This window comes from Streptomyces albus subsp. albus (assembly GCF_000719865.1).
Classification (GTDB): Bacteria; Actinomycetota; Actinomycetes; order Streptomycetales; family Streptomycetaceae; genus Streptomyces; species Streptomyces albus_E.
On record NZ_JOID01000020.1, the window covers coordinates 21,528 to 34,793 of the forward strand.

11 protein-coding genes are annotated in these 13,266 nt (G+C 72.3%); 2 read left to right on the plus strand and 9 right to left on the minus strand.

Annotation, left to right across the window (positions count from 1 at the left end; all coding sequences use genetic code 11):
* Positions 1-26 precede the first annotated feature (26 nt).
* A complete protein-coding gene (locus IF83_RS0121160) occupies positions 27-2,156 on the minus strand; it encodes an ATP-binding protein (RefSeq protein WP_244177147.1) in 2,130 nt (709 codons plus the stop codon).
* Between the two features lie 354 nt (positions 2,157-2,510).
* Here IF83_RS0121160 and IF83_RS0121165 point away from each other — a divergent pair, with 354 nt between their 5' ends.
* Positions 2,511-3,011 carry a hypothetical protein gene (locus tag IF83_RS0121165; RefSeq protein WP_051723078.1) on the plus strand — a complete coding sequence of 167 codons (501 nt, stop codon included), beginning with the start codon at positions 2,511-2,513 and terminating at the stop codon, positions 3,009-3,011.
* A 184-nt stretch (positions 3,012-3,195) separates the two neighbouring features.
* Positions 3,196-3,813 (plus strand): LysE family translocator, encoded by a 618-nt coding sequence (locus tag IF83_RS0121170; protein ID WP_030546463.1) that lies wholly within the window; start codon positions 3,196-3,198, stop codon positions 3,811-3,813.
* A gap of 24 nt (positions 3,814-3,837) precedes the next feature.
* Here the strand turns inward: IF83_RS0121170 and IF83_RS0121175 are convergent, their stop codons facing one another.
* The 8 genes from IF83_RS0121175 to gcvT all read right to left on the minus strand — a co-directional run bounded on the left by IF83_RS0121175 (position 3,838) and on the right by gcvT (position 13,263).
* The gene (locus IF83_RS0121175; protein ID WP_051723086.1) at positions 3,838-5,550 is read right to left on the minus strand and encodes an MFS transporter; all 1,713 of its coding nucleotides are present in this window, start codon (positions 5,548-5,550) and stop codon (positions 3,838-3,840) included.
* Positions 5,551-5,739: 189 nt separating this feature from the next.
* A complete protein-coding gene (locus IF83_RS0121180) occupies positions 5,740-6,624 on the minus strand; it encodes a glycosyltransferase family 2 protein (protein WP_030546467.1) in 885 nt (294 codons plus the stop codon).
* A 413-nt stretch (positions 6,625-7,037) separates the two neighbouring features.
* Positions 7,038-7,937 carry a nucleotidyl transferase AbiEii/AbiGii toxin family protein gene (locus IF83_RS0121185; RefSeq protein ID WP_030546469.1) on the minus strand — a complete coding sequence of 300 codons (900 nt, stop codon included), beginning with the start codon at positions 7,935-7,937 and terminating at the stop codon, positions 7,038-7,040.
* Entirely contained in the window at positions 7,937-8,209 is a 273-nt protein-coding gene (locus tag IF83_RS34920) for a hypothetical protein (RefSeq protein WP_244177148.1), read from the minus strand. The genes IF83_RS0121185 and IF83_RS34920 overlap by 1 nt, the downstream gene beginning before the upstream one ends.
* 485 nt (positions 8,210-8,694) lie before the next feature.
* Positions 8,695-10,077 carry an L-serine ammonia-lyase gene (locus tag IF83_RS0121195; RefSeq protein WP_030546473.1) on the minus strand — a complete coding sequence of 461 codons (1,383 nt, stop codon included), beginning with the start codon at positions 10,075-10,077 and terminating at the stop codon, positions 8,695-8,697.
* Between the two features lie 227 nt (positions 10,078-10,304).
* Complete coding sequence (glyA, locus tag IF83_RS0121200) at positions 10,305-11,567, minus strand: serine hydroxymethyltransferase (protein WP_030546474.1); 1,263 nt, start codon at positions 11,565-11,567, stop codon at positions 10,305-10,307.
* Positions 11,568-11,599: 32 nt separating this feature from the next.
* Positions 11,600-11,983: a glycine cleavage system protein GcvH gene (gene gcvH / locus IF83_RS0121205; protein ID WP_030546477.1), complete on the minus strand. Its 384-nt coding sequence runs from the start codon at positions 11,981-11,983 to the stop codon at positions 11,600-11,602.
* 149 nt (positions 11,984-12,132) lie between these two features.
* The gene (gene gcvT / locus IF83_RS0121210) at positions 12,133-13,263 is read right to left on the minus strand and encodes a glycine cleavage system aminomethyltransferase GcvT (RefSeq protein WP_030546479.1); all 1,131 of its coding nucleotides are present in this window, start codon (positions 13,261-13,263) and stop codon (positions 12,133-12,135) included.
* Positions 13,264-13,266 lie beyond the last annotated feature (3 nt).

Here is a 13,266-nt window from a genome sequence, read left to right on the forward strand (position 1 = left end):
CAGTCCTGCCCCTCCCGCCGGTGATGCTACGGGCCGGAGGGCGGGCCGCCGAGCCGACCCAACCGCGCGCGCAGGGCGCCGGCGGCCGGAACCGCGAGCCTGTCGTAGTGCTCCAGAGCCTCGGCGTAGCGGCTGCGGGCCGTACCGTTCTGTCCGAGGTGTTCCGCGAGCTCTCCCAGTGCCTCCAGCGCACGCGCCAGTTCGTAACCGGCCTGGCTCTCGCGCAGTGCGGCGACCGCCCGGCGCAGACGTTCCCCGGCTTCCTCCGCCCGGCCGAGCCCTGTGAGCGCGCGGCCGAGCAGGATGCCCGCACGGGCCGCGTTGTACGGGTCGCCTTCCTCCGCCAGGACTTCGTGCGCGCGGGAGGCATGAGTGACCGCGGGCTCGGAATCCCCTCTTCTCAGGGACGTGTCGGCGAGGTTGAGAGACGCCAGGCCCCCGGCGCGGCGGTCGCCGTGCCGCGGGCACTCCTCCGCGGCGCGCCGGAAGAATCCGGCCGCTTCGTCGAGTCGGCCAAGTCCGAGACAGGCCAGCCCCCGGTAGTTGAGTGTGCGGGCGTGCCCCAGGGCGTCGCCGCTCTCGCGGAACAGCCGTGCGGCCTCGTTGAACATCTCCAACGCGCGGGCGTGCCCGCCGGTGTCGAGCTCCCCCAGCCCGCCCGAGGTGAGCATCCGGCACTGGGCCGCCCGGTCCCCGCAGGTCCGGGCCGCGGCAAGCCCTTCCCGGTGGGCCGCCCGCCAGGACTCGTAGTGCTTCCGCCGGGTGAACAGCGGCCACATCGCGTCAGCCAGCTGCCAAGCGACCGCCGGTACGTCCGCCTTGCGCGCGAGCCCGATGGCGGCCATCAGATTGCCGTGTTCGCGCTCCAGCCAGTCCAGGGCGGCCCGCGGGTCCCCGTGGAAGTCCTCGGCGACCGGCTGGCCCGGTCCGTAGGTCCGCGGCAGCGAGCGGTGATGCGGGTCGAGCACGCATTCGGCCGCGGTGGCCGAGGCGAGGTAGTGGTCGAGGAGCCGTCGCAGCGCCCGTTCCCGGTCCTCCGGCTCGTGCTCGGTCTCCAACAGGCCACGGGCGTGCAGCCGCACCAGATCGTGCAGGCGGTAGCGCTCCTCACCGGTCCCGAACAGCAGGTTCGCGTCGAGCAGTTGGTCGAGAAGGTCCAGGATGTCACCAGCCGGGGCCTCGCCGGGCGGGCCGGCGGAGAGGGCACGGGCCGCGTTCACACCGAAGTCCGCGCCGGGATGCAGAGCGAGCAGCCGGTACAGGCGTGCGGCCGGACCGGTCAGGGCCCGGTGGGACAGATCGAGAGCGGCGCGCACGCTGTGGTCGTCCTCAATGGTCATGGCGTCCAATCGGCTGTGCTCGTCCGACAGAGCCCGCACCATGGCCCGGAGCGGGCGTCCGGGGCGGGCGGCGAGGCGGGCGCCCACCACGCGGACGGCCAGAGGCAGCCCGGCGCAGAGCCCCGCCAGGGCCCGGGCCTCGGCCGGTTCGTCCCTCACCCGCCCGTCGCCCAGGGTGGACGCCAGCAGTTCGACAGCGGCGTCCGCCCCCAGCGGGTCGAGACCCATGGAAAGACAGCCGTCCACCGAGAGGCCCGGAAGCCGCCAGCGGCTCGTCACCACCGCGAGGCAGGTCCCACTCGGCAGCAGCGGCCGTACCTGCGCCGCAGAAACCGCATCGTCCAGCAGCACCGCCAGCCGCCGGCCGGCGGTGAGGGAACGGTAGAGCCCGAGTCTCTCCTCCGTCTCCGCGGGAACGCCCTCGGCGGGCACACCCAGGGCCCGCAGGAACATGCCCAGCACCGTTCCGGGGTGGGCCGGGCCGTCCGGCGACTGCGCCCCCAGCCCGGCGAAGAGCTGGCCGTCCGGCACCGTCGAACGGATGCCGTGCAGCCAGTGCAGCGCCAGGGCGGTCTTGCCGACCCCTCCCAGCCCGGAGATCGTCACGGCCGTGGGCCCCTCGCCGCGTATGGCCCGCTCCCTGAACCGGTCCAGGGCCCTCAACTCGCTCTCCCGGTTCGCCACCCGGCTCACCGGCGGCAGTTGCCGGGGAGGGCTGGTGCTCCCGGACGGAGCGCCGAGCAGGCGGATGTCGCCGTGGACGGCACCGACCTGCACGCTCGGTCCGTGGACCGTTCCCCCGAGATCGTTCCGCACACCGGCGTTCCCGGTACTCCGGGCGTCTTCGGCCTCCGAGCCTTCGCCGTGGTGCCGCCCCAGCCCTCTGCCCGTCATGACGCCCCCCGTCATCGGCCGTCCGCCGGCAACTCCTCCTCTGATCCTGGCGCGTTCGCAGGGAAATCAGTCCTGTCGGCGGACCTCGCGCGGCGAGTTCTGCGTATGTACACCGGAGCCGTCTGCAGCCGTGCCCCCGGCCGGAACCCGGTTCGCCCTGCTCAGGGGAGTGACCGATCCCGGCGCGGGAGGCTCGGGAGCAGCCGGGGTCTGTTGTGAAACAGTCCGGTTTCCCCCGGTGTGGGACTCTCGGTGTACGCGCTGGAGGGGAGACCGATGGAACCCGAACTTGCCGCCCTGGCCGCTTCCGGAGCCGCCGCCCTGGTGGGAGCCATGGTGACCGACGCCTGGGCCCAGACGAAGACACGGGTGGCGGCGCTGCTCGGACGGACCGGGCCACCTGACCCGCCCGGTTCCTCCGTGACGACCTCCATGGAGGAGGAACTGGAGTCGTCACGGCAGGAGTTGGAGGAGGCCCGGGCCGACGGGGACGGGACGGTGGCTGCCGGGATCGAGGCGATGTGGCGGATGCGGCTGCGGGCGCTGCTGCACGCCGACCCGGAGGCCGCCGCGACGCTCCGGCGGCTCCTGGACGAACTGGCCCCGGCCGGACACCCTGAGACCGCGGTGCACAACGAGATCCGGGGCGCCACCGTGCACGGAGCCGTCATCCAAGGCCGGGACTTCCACGGTTCCGTCACCTTGGGGACCCCGCACCCGCCCCCGTCGGCCGGCGGCGCGGGTGCGGACCCGATCCCGCCGCCTCCGCCCGCCTGACCGTTCCGGCCCCGGCTCCCGGGCCGGGACCGTCCGGAATCCGCCTTTTCTGTTACGCGGTGATGGTCCGACCGGGGGCAAGCGGTCGGTAGCCTGCGTGGTGCCCAGCCGCCCGGAGACGCGAATCCCCGCGCGGGACGGCCGTCATCCGCCGTGGCCCTCCGGAGAAACGAGGCGTGTGCCGATGAGTCCCGAATTCCTGATCACGTCGTTCGTCATCGTGGTGTCACCCGGCACGGGGGCGCTCTACACCATCGCCACCGGGCTGTACCGGGGCTTCCGCCAGAGCGTGGTGGCCGCCTTCGGCTGCACGCTCGGGATCGTGCCCCATCTCGCGGCCGCGGTCGCCGGGCTGGCCGCGATCCTGCACACCAGCGCGGTCGTCTTCCAGACCTTCAAGTACCTGGGAGTGGCCTACCTCCTCTACATGGCCTGGAAGACCTTGCGGGAGCGGGGCACGCTCACCCCGGCCGAGCCGGGGGAGGAGAAGCGGTCGGCGCTGCGCACCACGGGCACGGCCGTGCTCATCAACGTCCTCAACCCCAAACTGTCCATCTTCTTCCTGGCGTTCCTGCCGCAGTTCGTTCCGGTGAACGCGGCGAACACCCTTCCGCACATGCTGGAACTGAGCGCGGTGTTCATGGTGATGACGTTCGTGGTCTTCGTCCTGTACGGGCTCTTCGCCGCGGCCGTCCGGGACCATGTGATCACTCGTCCGAAGGTGCTTGCCTGGATGCGTCGCACCTTCGCCGCCGCGTTCGTCGGCATCGGGGCCCAGTTGGCCTTCAGCGGCAACAGGTGACCACGGTCCCGCCCCCGGCCGGGCTCAGTCCCCGGAGGGGCGGGACGGGCTTTCCGGGGAGGGGCGGCGGAGCGCCAGGAGGAGAAGCTTGCCGCCCTGCCAGAGGGCGTCGCCGATCAGGATGAACGTCCACAGCCGGCCCGCGCCGTAGAGCAGGCCGGTGACGGGCGAGCCCTGCACTCTGCCGCCGCTGAGCAGCAGTTCGCCGAAGTCCCCGGTGAGCAGGTCCTTCAGCCAGGACAGGCCGACGACGAGCAGGACGAGCTGGGCCGCCGCGAACAGCGCGGCGTGCAGGCCGAGTTCGCGCCGGATCTGCCGGGGGGTCTTCTGCTTCCCCTTCTCCTTCTGCTGGTTCTCCTTCTGCTGGGGTTTCCGCGTCGTCGCCGCCGCCGTCGTCCCGGTGTCCGTCTCCGCCCGGCTCTCCGCTCCGGACGCACCGTCCGCCGCTGCCGACGCCTGCGGCTTCTCCGGCCGTCCCGGCCGCTCCGGCGCCGGGGGCGGGACATCCGCGACCCCGAGCCTCCGCACGGCGCGCGGCACGACCACCGCGCCCGCCAGCAGGGGCACCGCCGCGACGAGGCAGGCGGCGGCCCAGTCGGCGCTGTCGTAGAGCACGCCCGCCGCCAGCGACCCGGTCAGGGCCCCCAGCAGGCGCGCCGATTCGTACACCCCCATCCCGCGCCCGGCCTGTTCGCCCGACGCCTCGGCGATCACCGCCTGCCCGATCGGGATGACGGCCGCCCAGGCCAGCCCGCTGAGGATCCACAGTCCCGCGATCACGAGGGGACTGGGCGCCCACGCCAGCCCGATGGCGAAGCCCGCGCTGGAGAGCGAGGCGGCCATGAGCACCCGGGAGCGGCCGAACCGCACCACATACCTGTGCAGGTGTTCGGCGGCGACGCTCATGGCGATGGCGCCGGGCAGGAACACGAAGGCGATCTCGCCGATTTCCAGGTCGAAGCCGCGCTGCAGGTGCAGGAGCAGCAGCAGGGAGACGGCGGACTCGGCCGTCATCGTCAGCACCACGGCGAGCAGCATGGGCCGCAGCTTGCGTCCCACGGCGCCGAGACCCGCCGCGGCCGTGCCCTCCGCCACTTCTCCCTCCGCCGTCTCTCCGTCCGCGCCGGCCCTCGGGTGCCCGGGCCGCCGGGGCGAGACCAGCAGCAGCACCGCGGCCGCCGCGCACGCCGCCGCGCAGGCGAGGAAGACCCCGGTGTAGTCGATGAGGCCGATCAGCGTCATACCGGCGATGAACGCCACCCAGGCGCCGGTCTCCTGGGAGGACAGCAGCCGGGGGAAGACAGCGGAGTCCTCCGCGAGCCGTTCGCTGATGATCGCCCGGACGCTCACCCACAGCAGCGCGCCCCCCACACCGCCGACGGCGGCGGCCGCGTAGGCGACGGGGGCACTCTGCGCGAGGGCGTAGCCGGCGGCCGAGACGCCGTAGAGCGCGGCTCCCGCCGCGGCCACGTACCGGCGCTCGAACGTGTCGGCCAGCACACCGGCGACCGGCCGGAAGACCATCGACAAGACCATCTCGACGGCCAGCAGCACGCCGACCTCGGTGGCGCTCAGCCCGATGGCCGCCCCGGCCCACAACGGCAGGACGAAATCGATGAGTTCGTTCGGGCCATTGGTCAGCATGGCCGCGAGCAGCGTGTTCCCCTCGCGCCGCCGCCGTCGGCGCGCGTCCGCTTCCGCGTCCGCCCCCGCGGCCACTGGAACGTGTTCGGTCATGTCCATCCCCCGTCGGACCGTCGTTCGAGCAGCTTCGAACGCTATGACGGGCCGGGCGGTGATGGCAAAGGGCCACGTCGCCAGGGGTGTTGGCGCACCCCGTCGCGCGGAAGCCGCGCCGCGACGGGCCCGCCGGGAGCGCATCGCTCGGCGTTCATCCCGGTGACGTCGCGCCGGGATACGGCTGCCTCAGAGGACCGGCGGACGGCCCAGCCGGGTCATCAGCCGGACGGTGCGCCAGCGCATCGGGCGCCGCTCGCCGCACGGGGTGCGCCAGCCCTCCAGAAAGCCGGCCGCCCAGGCCCGCAGCCCGGCCGCTGAGCGGGTGCGGGCCAGGGTGAGCAGCGTCCAGACGCCCAGGTAGACGGGGATCAGCGGAAGCGGCAGCCGGCGACGGGCGAGCCAGACGCGGTTGCGGGCGGTCATCCGGTAGTAGACCGCGTGCCGGGCCGGGGAGGTCTTCGGGTGCTGGAGCAGCAGCTCCGGCTCGTAGCGGATCGTCCAGCCGGCGTCGAGGGCGCGCCAGGCGAGGTCCGTCTCCTCGTGGGTGAAGAAGAACTCCGCGGGCCAGTCGCCGGTCTCCGCCAGCATGCGCATCGAGAAGGCGTGGCCGCCGCCGAGGAACGCGGTCACCGGGCCGCCGCGCATCGGATCACCGGCCCGCAGCCGGGGGACGTGGCGGCGCTGGGTCTCGCCGGTCTCGTCGGCGATGCGGAAGCCGATGATGCCGAGGCGGGGGTCGGCGGCGAACAGGTCGCGCACCGTGCGGAAGACACCGGGGTCGACCAGTAGCCCGTCGTCGTCCAGCTCGACGGCGACGTCCACGTCGCCGAACTCCCGCAGCCGGCGCAGGGCGACGTTCCGGCCCCCGGGGCAGCCGAGGTTCTCGTCGAGTTCGACGGCGGTCACCTCGCCCGGGTAAGCGGGGAACTCCGGGAGTGGCGTGCCGTTGCCCACGACGACGAGACGGACCGGAGCCACGTCCTGCTTGGCCACGGATGCCAGGAGGGCGTCCAGCTCCCGGGGGCGGTTCCCCATGGTCACGATGGCGACACCCAGGCGCGGTTCGGACAAGACGGGCACTCCAGGCGTCGGCAGCGGTGCCCGTGATCGTAGCCGCTCACCGCGGCCCTCTCGGCCCGTTGTGCGAACGGTCACTGGTGCGGAGGTCAGCGCTCGGACTCTCCGCCGGCAGGCCGGCGGTCGCCTCAAGACTGTGACATCCCGCTTGCCGAGAAGCGGTACAAGGCGCGTCTGCACACACCCGAGACCAGGGAGTACTCATGACCACCGTGGGCTGGGAGGAGACGAAGCGCCGCGCGCGGGAGCGGCGGGAGGCGGCCGGCCTGCCGATGCGGTCGGCTGAGGAGAAGCAGGCGGCGATGGACCGGCTCACAGCCGAGGTCCGGCCCTGCCGGCCGGCGGAGAACCCCCGGGAGCAGCCGCTTGGGCAACGGGACGTCGCAGCGCCGCGCGCATTCACAGGATCACACCCACATGGTGGCTGAGCTGTTCCAGGAGCCTGTGATGACCGTACCCGTGAGGAGGGGGTCCGCGAAGGCGACGACGAGGTTGACCACATCGGTGAAGTGTTCCGGATATCCGCCCTGGGACGGCTTCTGCCGACGGCGCCAAGCGGCGTATGAGGACTGGCGGCGCTCAGCGAGTCCGGTGATCACGGAGCTGAGCGGTCTCAGCTCGATACCGCGGTGCGCGGCCGTGGCGGTCAGTGCCGTGGCGAGTTCCTCGCCGTCGAGGTTGTTCAGGGTCAGCAGACGATAGAGATCCGCGTAGTCCCGGTCGCGGGTGTTGAGGTCGCCGAGCGAGATCGCAGTCGAGAGCTTCTCGGCGATGACGGTGGTGAGCGGGTAGCCGAAAAGCTGGAAACTCCCCGGAGCGAGCTGCTGGGGGTAGTCGATGGTCCGAGGACCCGGGGTGACGGGGTCGCCGAAGCTGACGTCCAGTTGGAGCTTGAGACGTGCCCGGGCGATCGAAGCGGCCATGGACAGCCGCAGACCGTGGTACTCGTCCTCCTCCCGGATGGGCACAGTCTTGAGTGTGCTGCAGTCGAACGCCACGCCGTCGTCGACCTCTGTGGCAGCGATGGCGGCGATCCGTCGGATGATCTCGGTTTCCTCGCCGGGGAACGCGCGGCCGAGGATGTCGATGTCGCGGGTCATCCGGCGGGCGCCGAACTGGGCAAGCAGGAGACCGCCCTTGAGGACGAAGTGCTTGCCGCCGAGTGGAGACGTCGCCAGGCGGTAGAGAAAGCGTTCGAGTACGTACTCGACCATGACCTCATCCGTGGAACGGCCGCTGCGGCGAGCCAGGTTGCGCAGGTCGTTGTAGACGCGGCCAGCGGCGGTGTCGCGGGTCGGATTGACCATCAGGCGAGCACCGCCTCTACTGCGGGGCGGATCACGGAGAGCGCGCCCAGTTCACGGGCGATGTGCTGGAGCTCGCCGACTCCGCTCCGCCCACTGCGCCGCACGTAACGGCCGAGTGCGGACAGGGCCAGGCTCTCGCCGATCCTGCCGCGGTGGCGCATCGCGTCGACGACACTGCGGGCGGCACTGTACGTGGGGATGACCTCTCCCGGAGCAGCCTCGAAGGGTTCGACGCCAAGATCGAAGGTCTCCGCCGAGTACTGCGCCACCACGGTCGGGGGGTAAGAGATGGCGGGACGGCGTGAGCCGCGTGGGACTGCGATGTGTACCGCACTGGGGATGTCGTCGATCAGCTCATGGAGAGCCAGGGCTGACTCCCCACATACGACAGCGCGAGGCGCCCGTCTGCAAACGGCCAGGAGGTCCGTGTGAGCGGTCTCCGGTGCGTCCGCCCGCCGATAGACGCCACGCGTGAGCTCGTCCACATCTCCGTCCGTGACCAAGGACGCCAGGTCGCGGGACGAGAGCAATGCCTGGCGTGCCTGGGCGGTCGTGAAGGTGGGAGGGAGCGTCGCCAGCCGTTGTTGGCAGCGCGGACCTGCTGCGGGGTTCATGTATCAAAGTGTACCCCTGCCAATTGTTGAGGGGGGCGATTTGATACATGAGTGGTGTACTGGGCCCCTCGGCGCCGAACTGTGGCCGGAGGCAGGGGGCTTACCGGTGGCGGGTTTCGGGCGCGCCGGTCGGGGCCGACTCCTCAGCACTCGATGACGTTCACCGCCAGGCCGCCCCGGGCGGTCTCCTTGTACTTGACCTTCATGTCGGCGCCGGTGTCCTTCATGGTCTTGATGACCTTGTCCAGGGAGACGTGGTGGCGGCCGTCGCCCCGCAGGGCCATGCGGGCCGCCGTGACCGCCTTCACGGCGGCCATGCCGTTCCGCTCGATGCACGGGATCTGGACGAGGCCGCCGACCGGGTCGCAGGTCAGGCCGAGGTTGTGCTCCATGCCGATCTCGGCGGCGTTCTCGACCTGCTCCGGGCTGCCGCCCAGGACCTCCGCGAGGCCGCCCGCGGCCATCGAGCAGGCCGATCCGACCTCGCCCTGGCAGCCGACCTCCGCGCCGGAGATCGAGGCGTTCTCCTTGAAGAGCATCCCGATGGCCCCGGCGGCCAGCAGGAAGCGGACGACACCCTCGTCGTCGGCGCCCGGCACGAACCGCGTGTAGTAGTGCAGGACGGCCGGGATGATGCCCGCCGCGCCGTTGGTCGGGGCGGTGACGACGCGCCCGCCCGCGGCGTTCTCCTCGTTGACCGCCATCGCGTAGAGGGTGATCCACTCCATGGCCCGGGCCTCCGCGTCGCCCTCGGCGCGGAGCTGGCGGGCCGAGTTGGCGGCGCGGCGGCGGACCTTGAGGCCGCCGGGCAGGATGCCCTCCCGGGACAGGCCGCGGTCCACGCAGGCCCGCATGACCCGCCAGATCTCCAGCAGGCCCGCGCGGATCTCCTCCTCCGTCCGCCAGGCCTTCTCGTTCTCCATCATGAGGGCGGCGATGGACAGGCCGGTCTCGCGCGCGAGGCGCAGCAGTTCGTCGCCGGTGCGGAAGGGGTACTTGAGGACGGTGTCGTCCGGCTTGATCCGGTCCTCGCCCACCGCGTCCTCGTCCACGACGAAGCCGCCGCCGACGGAGTAGTACGTCTTCTCCAGCAGGGCCCGGCCCCCGGTGTCCGCGGCGGTGAGCGTCATGCCGTTGGCGTGGTACGGGAGCGAGCGGCGCCGGTGCAGGACGAGCTGGGAGGACTCGTCGAAGCCGATCTCGTGGGCGTCCCCGGCCTCGGCGGCCAGGAGCCGCAGCCGCCGCGTGGAGCGGATGCGGGCGATCTCGTCGTCGGCCCGCTCCACGTCCACCGTGCGGGGCGAGTGGCCCTCCAGGCCGAGCAGCACGGCCTTGGGGGTGCCGTGGCCGTGGCCGGTGGCGCCGAGGGAGCCGAACAGTTCGGCGCGGACGGACGCCGTCTCGTCCAGCAGTCCCTCCCGCTTCAGCCGCCGGACGAACATGCGTGCGGCCCGCATCGGGCCCACGGTGTGGGAACTGGACGGCCCGATGCCGATCGAGAAGAGATCGAAGACGGAGATGGCCACGGCGGTACTCCCGGATCATCCCCGCGGTGGCGGGGAAACGGGCCGCCCGGCGGTCCACGGGGTGAGGGGGCCGGACGGCGGTGCGGGTGGGGTGGGGCGGTGGGCGGCACGAGGGGTGAGGAGCCGCGGGAGATCGTGTACGGGGCGCGAACCGGGCAGGTTGTGCCATGCGCTTCCGCCCCGTGCCACTCCACGGCCCGCCGGTGGGGCGGGCCGTGGAGCGCGGGCTACTTGAGCCCGGGGTACAGCGGGTGCTTCACCGTCAGGGCGGAGACCCGGGCGCGCAGCGCCTCGGCGTCGTAGCTCGGCTTGAGCGCCTCGGCGATGATGTCGGCGACCTCGCGGAAGTCGTCGTCGCCGAAGCCGCGGGTGGCGAGCGCCGGGGTGCCGATCCGCAGGCCGGAGGTGACCATCGGGGGGCGCGGGTCGTTCGGGACGGCGTTGCGGTTGACCGTGATGCCGACCTCGTGGAGGCGGTCCTCGGCCTGCTGCCCGTCCAGCTCGGAGTTCCGCAGGTCCACCAGGACGAGGTGGACGTCCGTGCCGCCGGAGAGGACGGAGACGCCGGCCGCGGTGACGTCCTCGGCCAGCAGCCGCTCCGCCAGGATCTTCGAGCCGGCGAGGGTGCGCCGCTGGCGGTCCTTGAACTCCTCGCTCGCCGCGACCTTGAAGGCCACGGCCTTGCCCGCGATGACGTGCATCAGCGGGCCGCCCTGCTGGCCGGGGAAGACCGCGGAGTTGATCTTCTTGGCCAGTTCGGCCGTGGAGAGGATCACACCGCCGCGCGGGCCGCCCAGCGTCTTGTGGGTGGTGGTGGTGACGATGTGGGCGTGCGGCACCGGGGAGGGGTGCAGGCCCGCGGCGACCAGGCCGGCGAAGTGCGCCATGTCCACCATGAGGTAGGCGCCGACCTCGTCCGCGATCCGCCGGAAGGCCGCGAAGTCGAGCTGCCGCGGGTAGGCGGACCAGCCCGCGATGATCAGCTTGGGCCGCTCCTCCTTGGCGAGCCGCTCGACCTCGTCCATGTCGACCCGGCCGGTCTCGGCGTCGACGTGGTAGGCGGCCACCTTGTAGAGCTTGCCGGAGAAGTTGATCTTCATGCCGTGGGTGAGGTGCCCGCCATGCGCCAGGTTCAGGCCCAGGATGGTGTCCCCGGGGCTGAGCACGGCGGCCATCGCGGCGGCGTTCGCCTGGGCGCCCGAGTGCGGCTGGACGTTGGCGGCCTCGGCCCCGAACAGCTCCTTGATCCGCTCGATGGCCAGCCGTTCGACGACGTCGACGTGCTCGCAGCCGCCGTAGTAGCGGCGGCCGGGGTAACCCTCGGCGTACTTGTTGGTCAGGACCGAACCCTGGGCCTCCAGCACCGCGACCGGCGCGAAGTTCTCCGAGGCGATCATTTCCAGGGTGGACTGCTGGCGGTCGAGTTCGGCGTCGACGGCGGCGGCGACGTCCGGGTCGACTGCGTGCAGGGAGTCGTTGAGAAGCGACATCAGGTCTTCCCGATCGGTGGCAGGGAGGGGCTTCAGTTGCCGGTGAAGGCCGCGTACTCGTCCGCGGTGAGCAGCTCGGGCTCGCCCGCGCTCTCGTCGGTCCTCACCTTGAACAGCCAGCCGCCCTCGTAGGGGGCGGAGTTCACCAGCGCGGGATCGTCCACGACGTCCTGGTTGACCTCGGTGATCTCGCCGGAGACCGGCGCGTACAGGTCGCTGACGGACTTGGTCGACTCCAGCTCACCGCAGGGTTCGCCCGCGGTGACCGTGTCGCCGACCTCCGGAAGCTGGACGTAGACGACGTCACCGAGCGCGTCGGCCGCGTGAGAGGTGATGCCCACAGTGGACACGCCCTCCTCGGCGGCGGTCAGCCACTCGTGCTCCTTGCTGTAGCGCAGCTGCTGGGGGTTGCTCATGGCCTGATTCTCCTGGATTCGGTGAGGTGCTCGTGCGCGGGTCTTGACACGTGGGACGGACGGCGGGAAAAGCGGGACGACGCGGCGACGCCGGGGAACGCCGGGGGACGCCGGGGAACGCCCGGAAATCCCCGGGCGGCCGGGAAGCCTCAGCGCTGCCGCTTGTAGAAGGGCAGGGCCACGACCTCGTACGGCTCGTGGCGGCCGCGGATGTCCACGGCGACACCGGGGGTGCCCGGCTCGGCGTACGCGGGGTCCACGTACGCCATGGCGAGCGGCTTGCCCAGGGTCGGGGAGGGGGCGCCGGAGGTGACCTCGCCGATCACCCCGCCGCCGTCCGCGGCCACCACCGCGTAGCCGGCGCGCGGCACCCGGCGGCCCTCGGCGACCAGGCCGACGAGCTTCCGCGGCGGGGCCTCCCCGGCGCGCGCCGCGGCGGCCTCCAGGGCCTCGCGGCCGACGAAGCGCCCGCCGTTCGTGGTCTTGTCGAACTTCACCACCCGGCCGAGCCCGGCGTCGAACGGGGTGAGGGCGGTGCTCAGCTCGTGCCCGTAGAGCGGCATCCCGGCCTCCAGGCGCAGGGTGTCCCGGCAGGACAGGCCGCAGGGGACCAGACCGGCGTCCTTCCCGGCCTCGCTCAGCGCCCGCCACAGCGGCTCGGCGTCGCCCGGGGCGGTGAAGAGCTCGAAGCCGTCCTCGCCCGTGTAGCCGGTCCGGGCGATGAGGGCGGGGACGCCGGCGACGGTGCCGGGCAGCCCGGCGTAGTACTTCAGACCGTCCAGGTCCGCGTCGGTGAGCGAGCCGAGGATGCCGGCGGACTCGGGGCCCTGCACCGCGATCAGCGCGTAGTTCTCGCGGTCGTCCGCCACCGCCGCGTCGAAGCCGCCGGCGCGCTCCGTCAGCGCGTCCAGCACCACCTGGGCGTTGGAGGCGTTGGCGACGACCATGTACCGCTCCGCGTCGAGGCGGTAGACGATCAGGTCGTCGAGGATGCCGCCGCCCGGCTCGCAGATCATGGTGTAGCGGGCGCGGCCGGCCGCGAGCGTGGAGAGATTGCCGACCAGGGCGTAGTCCAGCAGTTCCCCGGCCTCCGGGCCCGTCACGGTGATCTCGCCCATGTGGGAGAGGTCGAAGAGGCCGGCCCGGGTGCGGACGGCGGTGTGCTCGTCCCGCTCACTGCCGTAGCGCAGCGGCATGTCCCAGCCGGCGAAGTCGGTCATCGAGGCACCGAGCGAGCGGTGCAGCGCGTCGAGCGGGGTGCGGCGAGGGGCGTCGGTCATGGC

Bases quoted from the DNA above. Each gene is read 5' to 3' on its own strand.
- IF83_RS0121165 (WP_051723078.1), top strand. From the start codon at position 2,511: ATGGAACCCGAACTTGCCGCCCTGGCCGCTTCCGGAGCCGCCGCCCTG.
- IF83_RS0121170 (WP_030546463.1), top strand. From the start codon at position 3,196: ATGAGTCCCGAATTCCTGATCACGTCGTTCGTCATCGTGGTGTCACCC.
- IF83_RS0121175 (WP_051723086.1), bottom strand. From the start codon at position 5,550: ATGACCGAACACGTTCCAGTGGCCGCGGGGGCGGACGCGGAAGCGGAC.
- IF83_RS0121185 (WP_030546469.1), bottom strand. From the start codon at position 7,937: ATGGTCAATCCGACCCGCGACACCGCCGCTGGCCGCGTCTACAACGAC.
- glyA (WP_030546474.1), bottom strand. From the start codon at position 11,567: ATGTCGCTTCTCAACGACTCCCTGCACGCAGTCGACCCGGACGTCGCC.
- gcvH (WP_030546477.1), bottom strand. From the start codon at position 11,983: ATGAGCAACCCCCAGCAGCTGCGCTACAGCAAGGAGCACGAGTGGCTG.
- gcvT (WP_030546479.1), bottom strand. From the start codon at position 13,263: ATGACCGACGCCCCTCGCCGCACCCCGCTCGACGCGCTGCACCGCTCG.